Below are 23,144 nucleotides of genomic sequence, written 5' to 3' on the forward strand. Positions count from 1 at the left end.
ACCGAGGACAGCGGCCCCGCCGGCTTGCATGACAGGGCAGCCCGGCTTCACAATGCCGCTGTCAGCGCATGTCATCGACCGAAGATTCACCGGGTGCCCGGCGCGACGAGTCCACGCCACCACCACTAGACGCTCCCACCGTGCACGCCACGCCACCACCGGCACGCACGCTGGGCGCGTACCTGCGTGGCTTCGGTCAGCTGTCGTCGCGCGAGGTGCTGGAGCTGGTCGAGCCGCTGAGCTGCTTCCTGGAGCAGGCGGGTGCGCCCTCGGGGAGCGCGCTGACGGCGGACCGGGTGGTGCTGGAGGACGGGCTGGCGCGGCTGTCCGCGTCGCTCGCGCCCGGTGTGGGGGCCGCGCCCGCGGAGCCCCGGGAGTGCGTCCGGCAGCTCGGGGCGCTCCTCTATGAAGCCGCGTCCGGCAGGCCGCCCGGCGCGCCGCTGCGGCCGCTGGAAGGCGAGGTGGCGTGCCTGAATGCGCCGCTCTTCCGCTGTCTGGACGCGGAGCCGGAGGCGCGGTTCGCGGACCTGGAGGAAGCGCGGCGGGCCCTTCGCGCCGCGCTGGACCTGGGCGGGCTGGAGGCGACGTGGTTCCGCACGCCTCCACCTCCGGCGACGCCTGTGCCCCCGCCGCCCACGGCCGGGACGAGCCCGGTGGCGAACCTCGGCGAGGTGCTCGGCACCTACCGGCTCGAGCGGATCATCGGCGAGGGGGCCATGGGCGTGGTGTTCGAGGCCCGGCACGTGCGGCTGGACAGGCCGGTGGCGGTGAAGATCCTGAAGCCCCAGCACGTGGTGGACCACTCGCTGGTGCAGCGCTTCTTCCAGGAAGCGCGGGCGGTCAACGCCATCAACCACGAGAACATCGTGGAGATTTTCGACTTCGTGGAGGAGCCCGCTCCCGCCCAGGCGCTTGCGCGCATCTACTGCGTGCTCGAGCTGCTCCAGGGCGCCAGCCTGCGGGAATTGCTCCAGCGCGAGACGCTCGCCGTGCGTCGGTCGGTGCGCATCGTCGAGCAGCTCTGCGCGGCGCTCGGAGCGGCGCACCGCACGGGCGTCGTCCACCGCGACATCAAGCCGGACAACGTCTTCGTGACGACGCGGGGCAGCGAGCCGGACTTCGTGAAGGTGCTCGACTTCGGCGTGGCGAAGCTCACTACGGGGCGGCTCGCGCAGAACCCGGACACCTTCGCGGGCGCGGTGATTGGCACCCCGGGCTACATGGCGCCGGAGCAGGCGTCGGGCCTGGAGGTGGATGGGCGCGCGGACCTCTACGCGGTGGGCACGGTGCTGTACGAATTGCTCGCCGGGCGGCGCCCCTTCGAGCCGACGAACCTGGGCACGTGGGCGGTGGACCTCATCGTCCGGCCCCCGCCGCCGCTGCCCGAGGTGACTCCGGCGGGTGAGCCGATTCCGCCCGGGCTCGCGGCCGTGGTGCTGCGCTGCCTGGCGAAGGCGCCGGAGGACCGCTTCGCTTCGATGGACGCGCTCGCGCAGGCGCTGCGGCTCTTCGCGCATGAGCCCATTCCGCTCGTGATTCCCGCCGTGCCGGTACCGGTGCGCGGAGAGCCCCCCGCCCCCATGCTGGTGCGGGTGACGGGGCCCGCGGCCCGCAAGCGCCAGCGCTGGCCCTGGGTTGCGGCGGCGGGCGTGGCGCTGCTCGCCATTCCGGGCGCTGTCGTGTGGTCGCGCGCGGAAGCACCGGGCGCCCCGATGCCGCCGGGCGTCTCCGTGCAGGGCACGGCGGTGGAGCCGGGAGCAGCGGCCCCGCGAGGCGCGGCGGGCCCCCAGGGTGCCCTCGCCGCGCAAGGCCCGGCGACCCCGGCCGTGCCTCCATCCGCCGTGGCTGAAGTCGTGCTCCAGGTCCGCACGACACCGGCCGGCGCGCGGGTGATTCAGGACGACACGGGCGAGACGCTCGGCGTCACCCCGCTCCAGCTCCCCGTGACGGAGCCGCGCACCCTGCGCTTCGAGCTTCGGGGTTATCAGCCGGCGCAGGCGGTGGCGAAACCCGAGGAAGGCGCCCACGTCGAGGTGACATTGGCTCCCAATAAAGCCGCGACGGGCGGCAAGGCACCGGCGGGGCCCAGGCGAGGCGCTAGACTCCAGTCCACCGATGGCCTCCTCAATCCGTTCCGCAAGTAGCTGGCTGCTGGTCGCCCTGCCCCTCTTCGTCGCCGCCGCGTCCGCCGCGCCGCCGAAGCCGGGGGCCGCCGGCAAGGAGGACCCCAAGGCCGCCGCCCGCGTCCTCTTCGACTACGCGCAGCGCGAGTACGACCTCGGGAATTTCAACGACGCGCTGAGCGGCTACTCGGAGGCCTACCGGCTGGTGCCGGAGCCCGCGCTCCTCTTCAACATCGGCCAGTGCCACCGGCAGCTCGGCCAGTACGAGCGTGCCGCGTTCTTCTACCGCCGCTACCTCGCGCTGGACCCGGAGTCGCCGGACGCGCCGCTCGTCAATGAGCTCATCCAGACGATGGAGGCGAAGCAGGCCGAGCTGGAGCAGCAGAAGTCCAGGCAGGGCCCGCCGCTCGCCGTGCCCCTGACACCCGAGGCGCAGCCCGCGGAGCGTCCTTCCTCCGTCCCCGCCTTCCTGCGCAGCAAGTGGTTCTGGGCGGGCGTGGGGGTCGTCGCCGTCGGGGCCACCACCACGGCGCTGCTCACGCGCTCGAATGAGCCGCGCGCCAACCTGGGCACGGTGACGGTTCCATGAGCCGCGCCTCCCGGGCACTCCTCGCGCTGCTGCTGACCGCCGCCGTGTCGTGCGGCGATGACAGCACGTCCCTCTTCCTGCGCGTCGAGGGCGCGGATGGGGCCACCCAACTGGAGCTGCGCGGCCTGCGCGACGGCGAGCCCTGGTTCGGCCCCGAGCGCCGTCCCGAGCAGGAGGGAGCGCCCTTCTCCGGAGAGCAGACGCTGCGACTGCGCTTCAACACGCCGCCCGGCGTTCCCTTCGAGCTCCAGGTGGACGCGCTCACCAATGGCGTGCCCTTCGCCCGCACGCGCGTGGAGGCCACGCCGCGCAAGGGCGAGGAGCTGGAGCTCCGGCTGACGCTGTCGCCCATTCCCGACGAGCCCGGTCCCCAGCCGGATGGAGGCACGCCGGACGGAGGCACGCCGGACGGAGGCACGCCGGACGCCGGAGAGCCCGACGGGGGAACCACGGACGGAGGCAACCCGGACGCCGGGGAGCCGGACGCCGGAACGCCGGACGCCGGAACGCCGGACGCGGGCCTGCCAGACGCGGGCGGCAGCGTCTGCACCACCTGCGTCCAGCCTGGCGGCGCGTGCGTGCCCACCACCTCGGCGAGGGCCTGCGGTGGCAGCGGCCTGGAGTGTGTCGACTGCGTCGCCGACGGACGCGCGAACCAGTGCACCGCGAGCGGGGCCTGCTCGTGCGGCACCCGGGGCACGCCCTGCGGCGAGGGCGAGCGCTGCGAGGGGGATACCTGCGTCTGCGACCCGGACACCTGCGCCGGCTGCTGCCAGGGCAATGTCTGCCGGAACGGCACCACGAACGACGCCTGCGGCCGCAACGGCGCCACCTGCGCTGCCTGCGGCATCCTCACGTGTCGCAACAGTCAGTGCTCGCTGTGAGCAGCGCCCGGTGACTCAGTGCCGGACGCGCGGGGCGGGGGCGCGCACGCGCACCTCCATCTGCGCTTCCCCCGCCACCACGGTGCTGAGCACCTCCTGCTGGGCGGGAGACAGCCGAGCCACGGCGCGCAGGGCGGCCACCAGCAGCACCGCCTCCGTCGGGTTGGGCACGCTGATGCCGTCCGGCCCCGTCTTCAGCGGCATGGGCAGGCGGGGCACGCGGCCCGCGGAGGAGAGCGCCTCCACCGCGTACGCGGGGGACGTGTCCAACGTGACGGCGATGGCGGGCAACTGCGTGGCCGCCTCACCCTGGCCGCGCGCCTGCATCTCCATCAGCATCTGCAGCGCACCGGGCTTGTAGTACAGCGCCAGCCCCGCGCGGCCGTCCCCGGTGTGGAACACGCAGCCCTCGAAGGTGTGCGTCAGCGGCCCGGAGACCGCCACCTCGAAGGGCTGGCTGTCGTCCCAGTGCGTCCACGGCTTCGCATCCCAGTACTCCGTGGACGCCTGCACGAAGAGGAGGGCCTTGTCCGAGCCGAGCCCGGACAACCCCCGCTGGCCCCACGCGAGGAAGGTGGCGATGGCCGCGCGCGACGAGAGCGCCGCCTGGGGCGGCTCCTCCACCTGCACGCCGAGCGTTGCCCCCGCCTCGGCCAGGTCCGGCTCGCAGCGCACGTCCGCGACGTCCACTCCGTCCAGCAGCGCCCGCATTCCCGCCTCGTCTTCCGCCTCGAAGACGGGAGCGGACGGCTCCCCCGTGTCGGAGATGCGCAGGTAGACCTGGGTGGTGCCCTGGCTGAGGGGCACGGGGCCAAGCTTGAGCAGGTAGAGCATGGGGCCTTTCAGAGCCGCCGCGAGTCCAGGGCCTTTCGGACCTGACGCATGAGCGCGGTGATGTCGAAGGGTTTCTGGAGGAAGGGCACGTCCGGGTACAGGCGGCGCAGGGACGACACGTCCACCGCGCTCATGCCCAGCAGCGCCACGCCCTGGAAGGCCGGCTCGGCGCGGATGCGCCCGATGAGGGCCGGGCCGTCCAGCACCGGCATCATCCAGTCGGTGAGGACGAGGTCGGGACGAAGCTCCGCCATCCGCTCCAGCGCTTCGCGGCCATGGGAGGCCGTCACGACGCGGTAGCCCTCCTCTCGGAGAAGGTCCGCCAGGGCCTCCAGGATGCCCTGCTCGTCATCCACCACCAGGACCGTCTCCATACGGGCGGCGCTACTCCTCGAGGTTTGTTCAGGAATGGCCACCACCCGGGTGCCGGGCAAGGCCCGTCAGCAGGGTGTCCACGGTGACGCTGAAGGGGGGCATCACTTCGATGCCCTGACGGGAGATGACGAACTCTCGAAGGGTCGGGTCGTAGTCGGTGTCTCGGAGCTTGAAGATGGACAGCAGCCTGCGCAGCCGGCCTTCGAGCTCGACGTGTCGCAGGAAGAAGAGGTTCTCCGCCACAGCAGAGGGCCCCGTCTCCAGCGGCACGTCCAGCACCGGACCGAAGAGCCGGGGCGTCTCCAGGCCGAAGAGGGTGGTGGTGCCCTCGCAGCGCAACTCCTGGGTGAGCGCGGCGAAGAACGACGCCATCCGCGACGACTCCGGCGTGGACTGGCTCATCGCGCTCAGCCCGTCCACGAAGACGCGCTTCACCTTGCGCTTGCGCACGTCCGACAGCAGTTGGTCCGCCAGCACGTCGAGGATGCACTCCGCGGGCGGCTGCCAGATGAGGTTCAGCCGCCCATCCTCCACCGCCCCCTTGAGGTCGATGCCCGCGGACGCCACCTTGGCGAGCAGGCGGTTGGGCGGCTCGTAGAAGCCCATGTAGAGACACGGCTCGCCCTGCCTCAGTCCCTCGGCGAGCAGGCTGCTGCCCATCATCGTCTTGCCGACCCCCGGGGGGCCGAGCACGAGCGTGGTGGAGCCCGCCGCCAGCCCCTCCGGGAAGAGCGCGTCCAGCGAGTGGATGCCGAAGTGCACGCGGTGCGCGCCCGGGTCCGGCGGCGGCGCGCGGCGCACGCGCGCCTCCAGGCGCGGGAAGACTTCCAGGCCCGCGCTGGTGACGCGGAAGTTGTGGACGCCGGACAGCGTGGCGCTGCCGCGGAACTTGCGCACCTGGAGCTCACGCCAGGAGCGCACCCCCGCGGTGCGCTCGCGCAGCTCCAGGATGCCGTCCACCATGGTGTACTCGGGGTGGAGGGTGGGGCCGTCGCTGGTGAGCATCAGCGAGGTGAAGCGCGCCAGGCTCGCGGCGACCTGCAGCTCGTGGATGAACTTCTTGAAGTCGCGGTTGCTGCCGGCCGCCTCCTGCGCCTGCACCAGCCCGTCCAGCACGAGGATGCTGGCGTTGTGGTTGCGCACCTCGCGCCGCAACAGCTCCAGGAGCCCCGGCAGCCCCTGCTCCTCCAGCGTGCGAAAGCCGCTGACGTAGTAGACGCCCTCGGGCAGCAGCGCGGGGTCGAAGAAGGCCATGTCGCGCATGTTCGCGAGCATGCGCGCGTGGGACTCGGCCAGCAGCGTGACGTAGAGGCAGCGGGCGCCCCCTCGCGCCTGGTGGTAGCAGAGCTGGTTGGCGAGGAGTGTCTTCCCCGCGCCGGGCTCGCCCACGACGATGTAGACGCCGGATGGAACCAGGCCGCCGCCCAGCACGGAGTCGAGCCCTGGCACACCCGTGGACACACGCGCATCCGCTCTCGCGGGCTGCTCGGAAGAGGACATGATGGCCGCTCATACCGTAAACGCCCACGACGCGCCCCTCTATTGAAACCGAAACGTCGCACACCGGTGGGCACGTGTTCGCCACGCGCCCCACTGGCCGCCTGGGGCCCGGGGCGGCGCCCGTGAAACGCGGCCATGCGGCGCCCCCCTCACCGACGGAATGTTGGTGCATGGAGGACGCGAGCCATGGCGGACATCCAGCCAGCCCCGGCGGGCCCCCCTGCGTCAGGTCCCCCGGACGGCCACGAGACGGCGCGGGAGCTGTCCCAGGTCTGGCGCGAGCACGAGGAGCTCATCGACAGCATCGACGGCATCGTCTGGGAGGCCGACCCGTCCTTCCGCTTCACGCTCGTGAGCAAGCAGGCGGAGCGGCTGCTCGGGTACCCGGTGCGGCGCTGGTACGAGGAGCCGGACTTCTGGGTGGAGCACCTGCACCCGGATGACCGCGAGTGGGCGGCGTCCTACTGCCGTGAAGCGGCGGAGCAGTGCCTGCCCCACGAGTTCGAGTACCGGATGCTGGCGGCCGACGGGCAGGTCGTCTGGCTTCGAGACCTCGTCACCGTGATGACCGACCCGGACGGGCGGCCCGCGCGGCTGCGCGGCATCATGGTGGACGTCACCGCGCAGCGCGGGACGCAGGAGCACCTGGAGCGCACGGTGGCGCTGCTGGAGGCCACGCTCGAGTCGACGGCGGACGGGCTGCTGGTGGTGGGGCTCGACGGCCGCATCCGGGCCTGCAACCGCCGCTTCCATCAAATCTGGGAGCTCGACATGACACAGGTGGGCACGCGGGACGCGCCGCTGCTCCGGGAGGTGAGAGGCAAGCTGAAGGACCCGGAGGGCTTCATGGCGCGCGTGCAGGCGCTCTATGACACCCCGTGGGAGGAGAGCTTCGACACCGTCGAGCTGCGCGACGGGCGGACCGTGGAGCGCTACTCGCTGCCCCAGCGGCAGCGCGGCGTCATCACCGGCCGCGTCTGGAGCTTCCGGGACGTCTCCGCGCGCGTGCAGGCGGAGCGCGAGCGCGAGCAACTCCTTCGCGACGCGAACGAGGCCATCCAGGTGCGCGACGACTTCCTCTCCATCGCCTCGCACGAGCTGAAGACGCCGCTGACGCCGCTGCGGCTGAACCTCCAGTTGCTGAAGCAGGCGCTGGAGTCGGACCAGCCCGTCACGCCCGGGCGCGTGGACAAGGCGCTGGGACAGGTGCGCCGGCTGTCGGCGCTGGTGAACGACCTGCTGGACGCGTCCTGCGTGGGCGAGGGGCGGATGGAGCTGCAGCGCATGCCCATGTCGCTGCCGGAGCTGGTGCGCGAGGTGTTCTCCGACTTCCGCGCGGTCAGCGACGCGCAGCACCCGCTCACGTACGAGGGCCCCGAGGAGGACGTGCTCATCCAGGGGGACCGTGGCCGGCTGTCGCAGGTGCTGACGAACCTGCTGGAGAACGCGCTGAAGTACAGCCCGCTGGGCGGGGCGGTGCGCGTGTCGCTCACGCACTCCGGAGGGGATGCCGTCGTGACGGTGGCGGACTCGGGCATCGGCATTCCGAAGGAGGAGCTGGCGCATCTCTTCGAGCGCTTCTTCCGTGCGCGCAACGCGCCGGTGTCGGGCTTCGGAGGGCTGGGGCTGGGGCTCTACATCTGCCGCGACATCATCGACCGGCACGGCGGGCACATCTGGGTGGAGAGCGAGCTGGGGCGCGGCTCCGCGTTCCACGTCTCCCTGCCGGTGCTGGCCACGCGCATGCAGCAGGAGGAACGCGTCTGAAGCAGGCCGCCCGGAGAGCGCCTGACGCGCCCGGGCCCTGTGTGCACGCGTGGAGACACGGGAGCGGGCCTGCGGGCGCCCGGTGTCCACGGGCGGGGAGACCGCGAGGTGGTGTCCGGCGACCGGCACATGCCTACCGTGAGGACAGGGCACACGGCATGGGAGGAAGACATGGTCCAAGCGGGTGGGCATCGGGTCCTCGCGGGACTGCTGGGCGCGGTCCTGCTGGGGCTGGGGGGCTGTAGCTCGGAGCGGGCCAGCACGAAGGTGGACGAGGCGTGGCTGGCACGCGTGCCTCCGGCGCAGATGGAGCCGGTACACAAGGCGCGAATCACCCAGAGCAAGGCGGTGGACGAGACGACGCGCGCCCGGGTGTCGCTGGAGGACGGGAAGCGCGAGCTGGAGGTGGCGAAGACCAACGAGAAGGCCGCGAAGGCGAGCCGGGAAGCGGAAGAAGGCGCGCTGAAGGCGGCGCGGGAAACGGGCCAGGCCAACGACAGCGCCCGGGCACAGCAGGGGCTGAAGGATGCGGACCTGGAGTTCCAGGCGGCCCAGGCCGAGGTCGAGTTCCGCGAGCAGGTGGTGGCGACGCGCGAGGCGATGGAGAAGATGCGGGCACGCGAGCTGGCGGTGGCGGACGCGGAGCTGGCGCAGACGGAGTACCAGGCGCTCCTCCACAGCGGCGACGTCCGGGCCCAGGAGCTCGACGGCAAGACCTTCGCGGACAACCTCGCGAAGGCGCGGAGCGAGGCGTGGGAGACGCAGCGCGAGGTGGATGCACTGCTCCAGACCCAGCGGCAGTCCCAGGCAAGGTGGCAGCAACTGGACTCGCAGGTGAAGGCCTACGGCGGTAGCGGGCGCTGAGCGGCGGGCGGACGCGGGCGCCTCACGCAGCGCCCGCCGAATCCCCACCCACGGTGAACGGCGCGGAGTGTAGAACTGCCCTCCCCTGCCTGGTCCCGGCCAGGCACCGCCAGGAGCGCCCGCCGCGTGGAGACCCTCGTCCGCATCGCAGAAGGACTCGGCCGCTTCTCCGCGCGCTTCGTGCCCAGCGCCTTCGCCATCGCCGTCCTGCTCAGCCTGCTCACCATGGGCCTCGCCATGGGCTGGGCGGGCGCGGCGCCCCCTGCGGTCCTCGACGCGTGGGGCGGCGGCTTCTGGGAGTTGCTCACCTTCTCCATGCAGATGGCGCTGGTGATGTTCACCGGCTACCTGCTGGCCCTCACCCGCCCGGTGCGCACGCTGCTGGAGCGCGTGGCGGGGCTCGCGCACACGCCCCGCGGCACGGTGGCGCTGATGGCCTTCGTCTCCATGGCGCTGGCGTACATCAACTGGGGCCTGTCCCTGGTGGCCAGCGCCATGCTGGTGCGCTTCATGGCGCGCCGCCGGCCGGACGTGGATTACCGCCTGCTCGTCGCGTGCGCCTACTTCGGCCTCGGCGCCACGTGGCATGCGGGCCTGTCCGCCTCCGCGCCGCTGCTCGTCGCCACGCCCGGCCACTTCCTGGAGAAGAGCATCGGCGTGCTGCCCATCGACAGGACGCTGTTCTCGCCGTTCAACGTGGGCCTCACCGTCGTCGTCGTGGCCGGGCTGACGCTCCTCGCATGGGCGCTCCATCCGAAGCCGGAGAACGTGGTGCGGGTGGACCCCGCGGTGCTGGAGAAGCTCGGAGACTTCGTCCCGCCCGAGCGTCCGAAAGAGACGAGCCCCGCCCTCTGGATGGACCACTCGCGGCTGCTCAACCTCATCTTCGGCGGCCTCGGCCTGTTGTGGCTGGGGCGCCACCTGTGGATGAACGGCGGCTGGCGCGCGCTCAACCTCAACGTGGTGAACTTCACCTTCCTCGTCCTGGCGGTGCTGCTGCACGGCACGCCCGCGCGGCTGTTGAAGGCCAGCGAGGAGGCCGCCGGCGTGCTGCACGGCATCGTCCTCCAGTTCCCGCTGTACGCCGGCATCTACGGCATCTTCAAGGCCACCGGCCTGACGGACCAGATTGGCGAGCTGTTCGTGTCGCTCTCCACCCGCGAGACGTTCCCCGCCATCGTCTACCTCTACAGCGGCGTGGTGAACTACTTCGTCCCGTCCGGCGGCTCCAAGTGGGCGATTGAAGCACCCTACCTCCTCGACGCGGCGAAGACGCTGGGCGTGGCGCCGGAGAAGGTGGTGCTGGCATACGCCTGGGGCGACATGGCCACCGACCTCATCCAGCCCTTCTGGGCGCTGCCGCTGCTGGGCGTGGCGCGGTTGGAGTTCAAGGACATCCTCGGCTTCCTCCTGGTGGCCTTCCTGGCCTACCTGCCGTTGGTGACGCTGGCCTTCTTCCTCTTCGGGTGAGGCACGGGCACACACGGGCTGTTCCGTGGTAGACAGCGGGCAGACAGGCAGGCCCGGGAGGCAGGCCCGTCACCAACACAAACGAGGGGACCCCGAGACATGAAGAAGATGCTGACCCGGAGCGTGGTGTGCGCGGTGCTGGGAATGTCGTCGCTGGCCATGGCGCAGGACGCCGCCGAGGCGCCCGCCAAGGAGCCCGCGAAGGTGCCGAGCGCGGACGCGATTCGCGACACCTGGAACTACTTCTACAAGGGCCAGAGCCAGGGGCCCGTGCTGGTGGAGGCCAAGCTCTGCACCGAGGTGGCCAAGGAAGGTGCCAACAAGTTCGAGTGCACCGCCGAGGTAGGCGCCGACGGCATCAAGGCCGGCACCAACGTCATGCTGTGGCAGGCCTACCTGGTGCCGCAGGGTGACTCCGTCGAAGACATCATGGTGCAGACGAAGCAGGGCAACGTCGTGCGCGAGACGAAGGACGTGAAGGTCAAGGGCGACGGCTGGCGCGCGCGTCAGTGGACCGGCGTGCGGCTGAACAAGCCGGGCAACTGGACGGTGGTGGTGATGCGCGGCGACCAGGTCCTCAAGGAAGTCCAGGTCAAGGTCAACTGAAGCACGCAGCACCCTGACGTCCACGACGCCCGCCCGCGAGCCCGAGAAGGCCCGGGCGGGCGTCGGTGTTTCAGCTCACTGGAACACGTCGAACGGCGCCACGCCGGACCAGCTGTTCTCCCGGACGTTGAAGCCGAGGAACAGCAGGAAGCCCGTGTCCCAATCGCCCAGCAGCACGACGAAGTGGGGCCGCTCCATGGCGTTGCCCGCCGCGCTCAGCGCGGTGTCGCTCCCGGGGGCCCGCAGGCCGTAGTAGCTCAGGGACGTCCCCGTGGTGACGGGCGCGGGGAAGACGACTCCATTCTCGGGCCCGGTGAGGTCGCCGTACTTCACGCCGGTGAACATGGGCGTGAAGGTGTTCCCCTTGTCCGTGCCGTTGGCGATGTCGAAGTAGCCGAAGTCCGCGCCCTGCGCCGGGGTGTTGGGGATGGCGTTGAGCAGCCGCAGCCGCGCATCCGTCGCGCCTTCGGCGAAGCGGTCCTGGACGACGAGGAGCCGGGATGCCAGCGCGCCCGTCTGGCCCGCGCGTCCCGTCACCACCGCGAGGTAGCGCCCGCCCGCCTGGAGGGGCCCTGTGTCCGCGCTCGCGAGCACGGTGGCGTCGACGTCGTCGTTCCGGGCAAACCGCAGCGTGTGGCCCGTCTGGGTGACGGGCAGGTCGCCAATGGCCGGCGAGTAGTTGAACTCCATGCCCACCGCCACCTTCGCCGTGCCCTGGAGCGCCTGGAGGACGAACGGGTCATTGTCGGGCGTCGTCGGCAGCAGCGCGTTGAAGAAGTAGACCAGCGGATCTCTCTTCAGGCGGAGCACCTGGGCCTGCCCGGCACGCACCAGCAGCATCGCGGGCTGGCCCTCGTCCGCGAGCGGGCGCCGGTCATCACCGGTGAGGATGGCGAACCACGCACTGCCATCCGCCAGGGTACTGGCCGGCACGGTGAAGAAGAGGCGCTTGCTGACGGACGGCGCGAAGCCCGTGTCACCCGAGGAGGAGATGACCAGCCGCTGGGTGGTGATGGGAATGGCGACGCCCCCGGCCGCGTCCGCCGCGTAGGGATTGACGGTGGAGACGGGCGAGGCCGCCGCGGTCTCCAGCCCCAGCCGGCGTGTGCGCCCCTGCTCCGGGATGAGCGTCACCCGGTCCGCCGCGACGAAGCGCACCCGGGCCCGCCCGGAAGCCGGAGCATCGAAGGCTTCCCTCAGCGCCAGCAGCCGGGCCCGCTCCACGCGGTCCGGCTCCACGCGGTCGGAGAAGCCCAGGGCCACCAGGGTGAGCCGCTCGCCCGTCTCGAGGGTGACGGAGCCCGAGGTGGCGAGCACCGCCGCCGACGCGCCGCCCCCGGCGTTGCGCAGGGTGAACTCGAGGGCCGTGCCGGCGGGCACCTCCTTGTACTCCGTCACCGCCGCGTCCCCCGGCTCCACCGCGTCGAACAGCTCCGTGCCGCCCTGGTGGACGTCCAGCGCGTACGGTCTCCACGGCGCGCTGTCGCTGTCGCTGGGGTTCTCCTTCAGCCCCAGGGACGCATTCACGAAGCGGACATAGGCCACGCTGCCCGCATCCGGGCCGGCGTCCGTCCCGGCGTCGGTGCCGGCATCCGTCCCCGCGTCGACTCCGGCATCCGTCCCCGCGTCGGTGCCCGCGTCGACTCCAGCATCCGTACCGGCATCCCGCCCGGCGTCGGTGCCCGCGTCCGTCCCGGCGTCGGCGACGACTCCCGCGTCCTCCTTCGGGTCGTCATCGCCGCAGCCGGTGCCGCCGACGGCGAGGCACAGCCCCAACGCCAACAGCAACCCTCTCAAGTCATGTCTCATCGCACGTACTCCCGCTCCAGGAAGAAAAGTGGGCGCTCCAGGCCTGGGGCTCACGGAGGAGTCACCGTGGCGGCCTGACGCTTGTGGCACTCACTGCGCAGCAGGGCCGGGGGCTTGCCCTGGGAGAGGTGGTCCTTCAGGTAGAAGTAGGCCATGACGCCCGCGTTGAACTCCGCGCGCCGCAGCCACGTCTCGTAGGCCGGCGAGGCGCCGCTGCGAACCGCGTCGGTGAGCGGGTTGTCGACGGTGCAGATGTCCTTCCACATGGTGGCGCCGCCGAGGGCGCGCGGGTTGCCGCTCTTGGGCTCGGAGGAGGTGCCGGTGCCGAACCGGCCCACGCGGACCAGGTCGCACGCGCCACGCGCCGCGCCGAGCATGTTGGCCCCCCACCGGGCCCAGTCGACGGCGTCGCCCGAGAAGTCGATGTCCACCTCGCCGTACTTCACCCAGGCCTGCATGAAGGCATCCCGGAACTCCACCTTCGTGCCGCCCGTGCCCATGAACACGAGGTACTTCGCGCCGCCGTGGGGGCCGAGCGCGTCCTCGAAGGGGCGCAGGTGGCTCTCACCGCCAGCGCCCCGGCCGGAGAAGCCGGCAACCAGGTTGGCCACGCGCGCGCCGCTGGTGGCCATCAGCGCCTTGGCCGCGCCGCTCTGGCCGTTGCCCGTCCGCCCGTGGCAGTTGGAGCAGATGCCCTGGAAGACCGTCGCGCCGGGCGTGGAGAAGTAGAGCTCCCCCCAGGGCTGCCGGGGATTGCCCAGGTCGTCCACCATCCACGGCTCCACCGGCGCTGGCGGCGGCGCGTCCTCGAAGACGCACTCGGGCCGGGCGACCCAGAAGCTGGTGGGGAAGAGCTTCGTGGCGAGCTGCACGTGGCGCTCGCTGATTGCGTAGTCCAGCAGGTGCCGGTGCGAGCCCTCCTGGATGGACAGCCGCCAGTCCAGGTTGCGTGGCTCATAGGGAACCCGGTCGGTGAAGTCCTCGGAAATCCACCGCACGTCCTTCGGGTCCTTGCAGGTCTCCCAGACGACGTCCTCGGCCAGCTTCACGCGGGCCTTCCGGGCCGCCTCGCGCTCCGCGGACGACAGCGCGGCGTCACCGGGACGCTCCAGCGAGCCGAGCCACTTCGCCACCAGCAACACCAGCCGGCAGTCCCGGCCCGGCACGTTGGCCGGCATGTGGAGGTAGACTTCGTGGGCCTCCTGGGTGACGCGCTGGTACAGCGTGCTGTTGGGCGAGCCGGCGCGCAAATCGCGCTCGAAGTCCACGCCGGCGCGCATGTCCGCGTAGTACTTCTGCTTGTTGCTCTCCATGCGGTTCGTGTCGAAACCGGGCAGCACGCCGCCGGCGGAGAAGTCCAGGTCCGCGATGGAGGGGTTGCTCTGCACCGCGAAGCCATTGGGGTTGTGGCACTGCGCGCAGTTGCCGACGAAGTAGCCCTGCAGCGCCAGCTCGTGCGCGTTGCGGTACTCCCTGCCCCTGGGCTTCAGGTCCTCCAGCTTCGGCAGCTCCGCCGCCGAGCGCAGGCCGGTGAGGACGCCGTAGCGGATGAGCCGGTCCACCTGGGACAGCTCGTCCTCCAGCACGTCCACGCTCGCATCCTGCCCGCCCTCGCCCTTCGCCCGGCGGTTGAGCTGGAGCGGGGTGAAGCCGAGGACGAAGTCCTGCCCCTCGGCGCCGGTGTGGCAGTTGACGCAGCGGTGACGGCCGGGGATGGCGTAGTTGCGCGTATCCTCCCGCCCCTCGTGCGAGGTGTAGACGAGGACGCGGTCGGAGAAGGGCGAACCGTCGCGGTAGCGCAGGTCATGCAGCTCGGCGGACGTCCCCGCGTCATTCCAGATGTATGTCCCGAAGAGGGCGTCCTGCCAGCGCTCCCGGGTGACGATGAGCCGCGTCTCGATGCGCCGGTACTCGACGCCGCCGTTGCGGTCCGTCACCGCCTTGAAGAACGTCTTGTAGAAGCGGGTGTTGGGGGGAATCTTGAAGCGCTTCGTCGCGGCGTCGTACGCGATGGACTTCCCCGCCGGCACGTGGACGAGCCGCAGCTTCTTCGCGTGGTCGGAGAAGAGGGGGTAGGTGGGCGCGAAGGCGAAGGTGCCGTGGCGGGCCAGCTTCAGCGCGTTGAAGGTGGTGATGTCGGTGTCCGTCTCGGACAGCGAGCGCGGCAGCTCGGTGAGCCCCGCGAAGTACGCGTCCTTCTCCGCATCGCCGCCCAGGCGCGCCATGTCGGGGATGCAGTGCCCCAGGTCGGTCATCCCCAGCGCCACCGGGAACGCAAGCCGGGCGCCGCCCGTGCTCCCCTCCTGCCCGCACTTCACCTCGAAGGGCTCCGTCTCCGGGCTGCCCTGCGCGGCCCAGGCCTCGAGCGCGCAGCCCAGGGCCGCGGCGTCTCGCGCCTGGTCCGCCGTGGCCAGCGGCGGCATGGCGCCTTGCGAGGCCAACGACGCCATGCGCGGGGCCGCCACCTTCAAGCCCTCGGAGTCTGAAACGTACTGGAAGCCGCCCCGCGTCTCCGGAGCCCGGTGGCAGGAGCCGCACTGCGCGTCCACGCGCGCCTTCAGGGTGCCGAAGACCTCCTTGGGCGCGGCGCTGGCCGGCGTGGTGATTCGCACCGGGAAGTGCTCGCTGGAGCGCGCGGGCGCGTCACAGAGCGCATCCGCATCCACCACCACCGGCACCTCCGGGCCCTTCCCTTCCCCGGACGAGCAACCCACGGCCACGGACAGCGCGAGCAGGCCCCCCCAGAGCGCCCGACAGCGGGCGTGCCAATTCCTCTCAAACAACATGAGCTGTCCCTCCTTGGGAATCCCGATGTCAGGCATTCCGCGAGCGCGGCGCTCTGTACCGCGTTTGCTTCTTGGAAGGCGAGGGCGCAGGCCCCTCGAAAAGGGGCCTGCTGTCTGTTTTCACCGAGCCGTGACAGCCAATTCCTGTCAGGACAGCGACGTGAAGCCAGACTGTGTCACGGTTTCATTGTCACGGTTTCACGGGACCGTGACGGCGCGGATGCGGCCCAGCTTGTTGCCGGCGCGCTCGGTGAACCACAGGTGCGCGTCCATGCAGAGGAAACCCGGCGGGGCGAAGACGATGCCCGCCGGCTGGCTGCCGGCCGTGGGGATGGCGTGCTCGGTGATGCCGCCGTTCAGGGCGATGCGGCCCACCTTGTTGCCGCGAAGCTCCACGAACCAGAGCGCGCCGTCCGGCCCGGGGATGATGTCCACCGGGGCGCTGCTGGCGTCCGGGAGGGCATACTCGGTGAGGGTGCCGTCCGCGGTGATGCGGCCAATCTTCCCCGCGAACTGCTCCGTGAACCACATGGCCCCGTCCCAACCGAGGGTGATGCCCGAAGGCCCCGCGTTGGCGGTGGGGAGCGGGTACTCGGTGAGGACACCGTCGGTGGTGATGGCTCCCACCTTGTTGCCGCGCAGCTCGGTGAACCACAGCTTGCCTCCGGCGCCGAGGGCAATCGCGGTGGGCTGGGCCTCCGAGGTGGGCAGGGCGAACTGGGTGACGACGCCGGCGGGGGTGATGCGGCCGATGCGGTTGCCGGCCACCTGGGTGAACCAGAGGTTGCCATCCAGGCCCGCGGCGATGCCGTACGGCGCGGAGCCCGGGTTGGGCAGGGGGAACTCCGTCACCACGCCCTGCGGGGTGATGCGGCCCACCTGGTCCACGCCGAGCTGGGTGAACCAGAGGTTGCCGTCGAAGCCGAGGGTGATTTTCTGCGGAATGGAAAACTCGGTGGGCAGAGGGAATTCCGTCACCGCGCCGTCACGGGTGACGCGGCCGATGGTGCCCGAGCCCGTCTGGGTGAACCAGAGGTTGAGGTCCGGACCGACGGTGATGCTCGTGGGGCCGGCCTCCTCGGTGGGCAGCGGGAACTCGGTGAAGGTGCCGGCGACGCCGGACGGACGGCGGCACACGAAGGGGTTGTTGAGGGTGGCGCCAACCTCCTGGGCGAGGACGGGCGTGCCCAGCAGCAGGGTGGAGGCGGCGAGCAGCGACTTCTTCAGGAAGGAACGGGCAAGGACAGACATGAGGTGTTTCTCCAAGGTGGACGGCGAACGACAATGACAACAAGGGACGAACACGCCGGAGACCTCCCGGCGTGTCCGTCCCGACTTCAGGATTCAGGGAATGGCGAACTTCAGTTCAGGCTCAGTTGCCCTTGCAGAGGCCCGCGCCGCGGCCGTCGTTGGCCGCGCCACCGCAGCGCAGCGCGCCGGTGGTGCTGCAGGCGATGAAGCCCTGACCCGTGAGGATGTTCTGGAAGGAGCTCTTGTTGCTGTAGACCCAGTCGTACAGCGTCTGCTCCTTGGGGTCCTTCGTGAAGTTGACGTTCTCGTTGAGGAAGAGCGGGCGGGACAGGGGGTAGGCGCTGGCCGGGTTGGTGAGGAGCAGGCGCACGTTGGCGGCGGTGGGCGCGATGCCGTCCACGCTGAGCTTGAGGTTCGCGACCGCGGTCGGAGTGGTGGCCGGCGGCACCACCAGGGAGCCCGAGAACGACGCGGGGTCACCGGAATAACCGATGGCGGTCGGGTAGGAGGCCGTCAGCTTGCCGATGCAGACGGTGGCGCTGTCGGAGGCGGTGCAGGGCAGCGGGTTGGTGGCGGCACCGTCGGTGATGACGATGACGTCGGAGCAGAAGGTGGCGCTGGAGCCGCCGCCGACCTTCTCCTTGAAGACCTCCGTGGTGCCGGACAGGTCGTCACGGCGGTACTTCACGATGGTGCCCGTGCGGGTGCTGCCCGGCACCTGGCTCCAGTCCGTCCAGCAGGCGCCGTTGTTGGAGAAGTAGATGTTCGCCAGGTTGGCCTTGGTGATGTTGGTGAGGCCGTTGTCGGACTTCACGTACGCATTCACCGAGTCCAGCCCGATGATGTTGCTCTTCTCACCGGGGCAGCAGGCCGCGTCGCGCCCCGTGCCGCCAGACGCGGTGCCGCCGGCACAGGCCGTGGCCGTCGACTTGAACTCGCGCGACATGGGGGCCAGCGTCTGCTGGCGGCCGCTGCAGAAGGTGCCGGAGCCGGTGCGCACACAGCCCTCGCCCACGCTCGAGCCCTTGCCCTCGATGGACAGGCCGGCGAGGGAAGACGCGTTGGCGCTGATCAACGCGCCCTTGAGCGTGTCGGAACCGAAGAACTTGTTGCCGTCGGTCAGCTCGGCCTGGATGGAAGCCGGGACGACCTCGTCGGCGGACTGGCCACCGCAACCCACAACCGAAACCGCCATCACCGCGGCGGACATCACCATCTTCATCATCTTCATGGACGACTCCTCTGGTGTTGCACTGGGTTGACACGCCACTCGCCGCCCGTGACGCATTGGCAGAACGGTGCCTCCCCGCGCTGCGGGACCGGACTGGAAGGAATTGCCTGGGGGAGGACCATCGGACCCGGCTCATCCCGGATTCGACGGGACGCAAGGTGCCTCAATGGCCAGACATGCGGTGACTCAGTTGCGTCAAATCTCTGCCAGCACCGGGTCACACCGCTCCGCGCGAATCTTCCCGCGCGCGACCGTCACGTTCCTGCAAGTCATTGCATGACGGCGACCGTGACAATCCATGCAAGGACTTGCACGGGCGTGACGTTTCACATCCGTGATTTCCGGCCGGGGGGGTGACGCCACTCCGCTCGCGGCGCGCTCCTGCCCGCCGTGACGGAAGGTGAGCCGGGTGCCCGCCCAGGCGCACCCACGCGCCTGGCCGCGAGGCCCGCCAGAGCCAGAACAACCCTGTAGCAATCGCAACGCGGCCACATCAGCCACCGCCGTCGCACACGGGAGGACCTCTGTGTCAGCGCCCGGACACGTGGGGCGTGGAGGCCACGCCCGCTCGGCGGCGCGCTCTCGCCTGCCCTGCTGGCGGAGGAGTCCGTCGCTTTTTCTCCGGCGTTCTCCGGAGGACAGGGAGTTTTTTCAGCACTCCGGACAGCTGTCTCGTCCCCGGGGGCCGGAAGCCCGGGCCGCGTCAGAGGGGAAGGCGCGCCGCGGCGCATCCTGGCAATGCCCTTGCACTAGAGCTTCCGCGGTTGAGGGGCAGGGGGCTGTCGGGCAGGGGTGGGGGAGAGGCCGGGGCGGTGATGGGGTGGCGGGGGTGGACATTCGCGGTGTGCGCAACAGGACTTCTCCTCGTGGGGTGCGGGGAGAAGGCACATGCGTCACCGCGTGCTCCGGGCTTGGAGGTGGCGGGGTCGGTTGGCGGTGAGGGCGAGGGGGCCATGGCGTGGTCGCGGTCGCTGGTGCTCGGGGACAGCGAGGCGCCGCACACCGTGGTGGCCCCCGACGGGGACGTCCTCGTCGCGGCGACGTACCGGGAGCCTCTGGATGTCGGGGGAGGCCCCCTGCCCTTCAACCATGTTTCAAAGACGCCTCACCTGCTGGTGGCGCGCTTCTCTCCGGACGGGGCCCTGCGCTGGGCGCATGGCTGGGTGCCCCGGGAGGGAGCGGCGCGCGCGCGGGTGGGCGGGCTCGCGGTGGACCGTGACGGCAACGCGTGGCTGGGAGGCACCTCGGCGGGCTTCGAGCTGGGCTCGGAGCGGCTGCCGGAGGGCCCCTTCGTCGCGCGGCTGTCACCTCGAGGCGCCGTGGAGCGGATGCGAGGCTTTGCCGGAGACGGCGCGCTCAGCGTGCAGGCCGTGGCGGCGGACGGCGCTGGCGGCGTGGTGCTGGTGGGGGACTTCACCGGGCGCCGGGACTTCGGAGATGCAACGCGCGAGGCGGGCCCGGGCGGCCGCGCCGCCTTCGCCGTGCGCCTGGACGCAGACGGCGTCACGCGCTGGAGCCGGGGCTGGGCCGCGGGGCCGCAAGGGCTGGTGACGGCGCGCGCGGTGGCGGTGGACCTCTTCGGCGGCATCCACGTCGCGGGCGGCTACGCGGGCGCCGTGAGCTTCGGCGGCTCCACCTTCGTCACCGTGCGCCAGCGCACGCCCTTCGTCCTCAAGCTGTCGCCCGAAGGTGCCCACGCATGGAGCCGCGACTTGCGCGGCGCGGAGGGCATGGCGAACGCCGTGGCCGTGGGGCCGGACCGCGTCTTCGTGGGCGGCAACTTCTCCGGGCGCTTCTACTTCCATGGGCAGGCCCACGCCGCGGGCGGCTACCAGGGCTTCCTGGCCGCCTTCAGCGCCGGGGGCCAGCAGCGCTGGGCCCGCTCCTTCGCCGCCACCGCCAGCGCGCTGGCCACGGACGAGTCCGGCCAGCTCACCCTGGCCGGCACCCATGACGGCGGCCTGGAGTTGGGTTCCGGCCGGGGCCGCACGCCCGCCGGTCTCTACGTCGCCCGGCTGCTCCCCGAGGACGGGGCTTCACTCTGGGTCCGCGGCTTCACCCACCCCGGCGCCGCCCTGGCGCGGGCGGTATCCGTGGACCCGGGCGGCCACACGCTGGTGGCCGGCGCCCTGACGCGCGCCCTCCCCGAGGAAACCCCGTACCCGCGCCCGCAGGACGGCTTCCTCTTCCGGCTGAGACCCTGAGTCCGGCCCGGAGCCGACTTCAGGGGTGGATACAAACCCGTATTCCCTGAGAAGTCGGGCGTAGTAGGAGCGCCAACACCCCTGGAAATTCGACTTTACAGTCGCGTCCATGCTATTCGCGGGCCCGCCTTCAGGGCGTGCGACTCTGCGCCGTGAAGGGCGAGGCTGAGCTGAAGCGCAGGCGCGCGGTGTCCCCGTTCGCAGGCGGCCAACCCCTCGACACCACTCCCTGTTTCCCATGGCACGCGGAGCACCCAATCCGCGCGCCTGGACTTGAGTCTCTGTGAGGAGTTGCACCCCCATGACATCCACCGTTTCACCGATGGACGCTCTCCGGAAGAGCGTCACCGGCGCGGCCGCTCGAGCCCTGGGGCTCCTGACGGTCCTCGCCGCCAGCGCCGCCCACGCCAGCGAGGCGGACCTCGTCCTCCCCAACTTCGCCGAAGTCACCTTCTTCGGTGGCCTCAACGGCTATCAGCTGCTGCTGTCCGGCATCGCCGTGTGCGTCATCGGCCTGGTGTTCGGCTTCCTCCAGTACGCCAGCCTGCAGAAGATGCCCGTCCACAAGGCGATGCTCGACATCTCCGAGCTCATCTACGAGACGTGCAAGACGTACCTCGCCACGCAGATGAAGTTCATCGGCATCCTGTGGGCCCTCATCGCGGTGGTGATGGTGGGCTACTTCGGGTTCCTGCGGCACATGGATGTGGGCCGGGTGGCCATCATCCTGGTCGCCAGCCTCGTCGGCATCGCCGGCTCGTGCGGCGTCGCCTGGTTCGGAATCCGCGTCAACACGTTCGCCAACAGCCGCACCGCCTTCGCGTCGCTGCGCGGCAAGCCCTACCCCACCTACGCCATTCCGCTCCAGGCCGGTATGTCCATCGGCATGGTGCTCATCAGCACCGAGCTCCTGCTGATGCTGGCCATCCTCCTCTTCATCCCGGCGGACTTCGCGGGCCCCTGCTTCATCGGCTTCGCCATCGGTGAGTCGCTCGGCGCGTCCGCGCTGCGCATCGCCGGCGGCATCTTCACCAAGATTGCCGACATCGGCTCCGACCTGATGAAGATCGTCTTCAAGATCAAGGAAGACGACGCGCGCAACCCGGGCGTCATCGCCGACTGCACCGGCGACAACGCGGGCGACAGCGTCGGTCCCTCCGCGGACGGCTTCGAGACCTACGGCGTGACGGGCGTGGCGCTCATCACCTTCATCCTGCTGGCCGTCGAGGTGCCCTACCGCATCGAGCTGCTGGTCTGGATCTTCATGATGCGCATCGTGATGGTGCTCGCGTCCCTGGCGGCCTACGGCCTGAACAACGTGTACCAGGGTGGCAAGTACAAGAACGCGGACCACATGAACTTCGAGCACCCGCTCACCGCGCTGGTGTGGGTGACGTCCATCATCTCCGTGGCCCTGACGTTCCTGGTCAGCTACCTGCTCATCCCGAACCTGGGCGGCGACAACACCCTGTGGTGGAAGCTGTCGGCCATCATCACCTGCGGCACCCTGGCCGGCGCCATCATCCCGGAGGCCATCAAGGCCTTCACCTCCACCGAGAGCCGCCACGTGCGCGAGGTCGTCACGGCCAGCCGCGAGGGTGGTGCGTCGCTCAACGTCATCTCCGGCCTGGTGGCGGGTAACTTCTCCGCTTACTGGATGGGCCTCATCATCGCCGCCCTGATGGGCCTGGCGTTCTGGTTCAGCGGCGCGGGCGTCGAGGGCCAGGGCGTGGGCCAGCTGATGCTCGCCGCGCCGGTGTTCGCCTTCGGCCTCGTGGCCTTCGGCTTCCTCGGCATGGGCCCTGTCACCATCGCCGTCGACTCCTACGGCCCGGTGACGGACAACGCGCAGAGCGTGTACGAGCTGTCCCTCATCGAGAACGTCCCCAACGTGAAGGAAGAGGTGAAGCGCGACTTCGGCTTCGACCTGGACTTCGAGAAGGGCAAGCAGTTCCTCGAGGAGAACGACGGCGCGGGCAACACCTTCAAGGCCACTGCCAAGCCGGTGCTCATCGGCACCGCCGTGGTGGGCGCCACGACGATGATCTTCTCCATCATCGTGCTGCTGGTGGGCATCACCACCAACGCCGCGGGCGAGCAGATGCTCAACGCGGACAAGGCGCAGTTCCTGTCCCTGCTCCACGCCCCGTTCCTCCTGGGCCTCATCACCGGCGGCGCCATCATCTACTGGTTCTCCGGCGCGTCCATGCAGGCCGTGTCCACCGGCGCCTACCGCGCGGTGGAGTTCATCAAGGCCAACATCAAGCTGGAGGGCGTGGAGAAGGCCAGCGTGACGGACTCCAAGAAGGTCGTGGAGATCTGCACCCAGTACGCGCAGAAGGGCATGATCAACATCTTCCTCGCGGTGTTCTTCAGCACCCTCGCCTTCGCCTGCCTCGAGCCGTACTTCTTCGTCGGCTACCTCATCTCCATCGCCATCTTCGGCCTGTACCAGGCCGTGTTCATGGCGAACGCGGGCGGCGCCTGGGACAACGCGAAGAAGCTGGTGGAGACGGAGCTGAAGGCCAAGGGCACGGAGCTGCACGCGGCCTGCGTCGTCGGCGACACCGTCGGCGACCCGTTCAAGGACACGTCCTCCGTGGCGCTCAACCCGGTCATCAAGTTCACCACCCTCTTCGGCCTGCTGGCCGTGGAGCTGGCGGTGGAGCTGAACACCACGGCCTCGGGCAAGCAGCTCACCACCATCCTCGCGGCGGTGTTCTTCGTGGCCTCGACGGTGTTCGTGTACCGCAGCTTCTACGGCATGCGCATCCAGAGCCCGGGCGGCACCTCGGACGTGAAGTCCGACGCCGCGGTGAAGACGGCCTGAGCGCCGCCCTTCACGCCTCGC

16 protein-coding genes are annotated in these 23,144 nt (G+C 70.6%); 9 read left to right on the forward strand and 7 right to left on the reverse strand.

The window, feature by feature from the left end:
- Positions 1-68 precede the first annotated feature (68 nt).
- The 3 genes from OV427_RS16035 to OV427_RS16045 are packed head-to-tail and all read left to right on the forward strand — an operon-like array spanning position 69 to position 3,596.
- Positions 69-2,144: a protein kinase domain-containing protein gene (locus tag OV427_RS16035; protein WP_267856988.1), complete on the forward strand. Its 2,076-nt coding sequence runs from the start codon at positions 69-71 to the stop codon at positions 2,142-2,144.
- Positions 2,116-2,712: a tetratricopeptide repeat protein gene (locus OV427_RS16040; protein ID WP_267856989.1), complete on the forward strand. Its 597-nt coding sequence runs from the start codon at positions 2,116-2,118 to the stop codon at positions 2,710-2,712. The genes OV427_RS16035 and OV427_RS16040 overlap by 29 nt, the downstream gene beginning before the upstream one ends.
- Positions 2,709-3,596 (forward strand): hypothetical protein, encoded by an 888-nt coding sequence (locus tag OV427_RS16045; protein ID WP_267863599.1) that lies wholly within the window; start codon positions 2,709-2,711, stop codon positions 3,594-3,596. Before OV427_RS16040 ends, OV427_RS16045 begins: the two co-directional genes overlap by 4 nt.
- 15 nt (positions 3,597-3,611) lie before the next feature.
- Here OV427_RS16045 and OV427_RS16050 read toward each other — a convergent pair whose 3' ends face one another.
- The 3 genes from OV427_RS16050 to OV427_RS16060 are packed head-to-tail and all read right to left on the reverse strand — an operon-like array spanning position 3,612 to position 6,305.
- On the reverse strand, positions 3,612-4,430 hold the full coding sequence (locus OV427_RS16050; RefSeq protein ID WP_267856990.1) for a hypothetical protein: 819 nt from the start codon (positions 4,428-4,430) through the stop codon (positions 3,612-3,614).
- Positions 4,431-4,438: 8 nt separating this feature from the next.
- Positions 4,439-4,804: a response regulator gene (locus OV427_RS16055; RefSeq protein WP_267856991.1), complete on the reverse strand. Its 366-nt coding sequence runs from the start codon at positions 4,802-4,804 to the stop codon at positions 4,439-4,441.
- Positions 4,805-4,832: 28 nt separating this feature from the next.
- Positions 4,833-6,305 (reverse strand): ATPase domain-containing protein, encoded by a 1,473-nt coding sequence (locus OV427_RS16060; RefSeq protein ID WP_267856992.1) that lies wholly within the window; start codon positions 6,303-6,305, stop codon positions 4,833-4,835.
- A gap of 186 nt (positions 6,306-6,491) precedes the next feature.
- On the opposite strand from OV427_RS16060, the gene OV427_RS16065 reads away from it, so the two are divergent.
- From OV427_RS16065 to OV427_RS16080, 4 genes are all read left to right on the forward strand, one after another.
- The gene (locus OV427_RS16065) at positions 6,492-8,072 is read left to right on the forward strand and encodes a PAS domain-containing sensor histidine kinase (protein WP_267856993.1); all 1,581 of its coding nucleotides are present in this window, start codon (positions 6,492-6,494) and stop codon (positions 8,070-8,072) included.
- Between the two features lie 171 nt (positions 8,073-8,243).
- Positions 8,244-8,936, forward strand: coding sequence for a hypothetical protein (locus tag OV427_RS16070; protein ID WP_267856994.1), 693 nt, complete (start codon positions 8,244-8,246; stop codon positions 8,934-8,936).
- A gap of 126 nt (positions 8,937-9,062) precedes the next feature.
- A complete protein-coding gene (locus tag OV427_RS16075) occupies positions 9,063-10,406 on the forward strand; it encodes a short-chain fatty acid transporter (protein WP_267856995.1) in 1,344 nt (447 codons plus the stop codon).
- 99 nt (positions 10,407-10,505) lie between these two features.
- Positions 10,506-11,012 carry a hypothetical protein gene (locus OV427_RS16080; protein WP_267856996.1) on the forward strand — a complete coding sequence of 169 codons (507 nt, stop codon included), beginning with the start codon at positions 10,506-10,508 and terminating at the stop codon, positions 11,010-11,012.
- Between the two features lie 75 nt (positions 11,013-11,087).
- Here OV427_RS16080 and OV427_RS16085 read toward each other — a convergent pair whose 3' ends face one another.
- The 4 genes from OV427_RS16085 to OV427_RS16100 all read right to left on the reverse strand — a co-directional run bounded on the left by OV427_RS16085 (position 11,088) and on the right by OV427_RS16100 (position 18,089).
- Positions 11,088-12,821, reverse strand: coding sequence for a DUF4397 domain-containing protein (locus OV427_RS16085; protein WP_267856997.1), 1,734 nt, complete (start codon positions 12,819-12,821; stop codon positions 11,088-11,090).
- A 50-nt stretch (positions 12,822-12,871) separates the two neighbouring features.
- Positions 12,872-15,607, reverse strand: a complete 2,736-nt coding sequence (locus OV427_RS16090; RefSeq protein ID WP_267856998.1) for a hypothetical protein — start codon at positions 15,605-15,607, stop codon at positions 12,872-12,874.
- 198 nt (positions 15,608-15,805) lie between these two features.
- On the reverse strand, positions 15,806-16,858 hold the full coding sequence (locus OV427_RS16095; protein ID WP_267856999.1) for a Virginiamycin B lyase: 1,053 nt from the start codon (positions 16,856-16,858) through the stop codon (positions 15,806-15,808).
- A gap of 121 nt (positions 16,859-16,979) precedes the next feature.
- Entirely contained in the window at positions 16,980-18,089 is a 1,110-nt protein-coding gene (locus OV427_RS16100; RefSeq protein ID WP_267857000.1) for a substrate-binding domain-containing protein, read from the reverse strand.
- Between the two features lie 953 nt (positions 18,090-19,042).
- Between OV427_RS16100 and OV427_RS16105 the strand changes: the two genes are divergently transcribed.
- Together OV427_RS16105 and OV427_RS16110 are read left to right on the forward strand one after the other, a co-directional pair.
- Positions 19,043-20,293, forward strand: coding sequence for a hypothetical protein (locus OV427_RS16105; RefSeq protein WP_267857001.1), 1,251 nt, complete (start codon positions 19,043-19,045; stop codon positions 20,291-20,293).
- A gap of 301 nt (positions 20,294-20,594) precedes the next feature.
- A complete protein-coding gene (locus tag OV427_RS16110) occupies positions 20,595-23,123 on the forward strand; it encodes a sodium-translocating pyrophosphatase (protein WP_267857002.1) in 2,529 nt (842 codons plus the stop codon).
- The last annotated feature ends 21 nt before the right edge of the window (positions 23,124-23,144 follow it).

Origin of the sequence: Pyxidicoccus sp. MSG2 (genome assembly GCF_026626705.1) — a bacterium.
Lineage (GTDB): Bacteria > Myxococcota > Myxococcia > Myxococcales > Myxococcaceae > Myxococcus.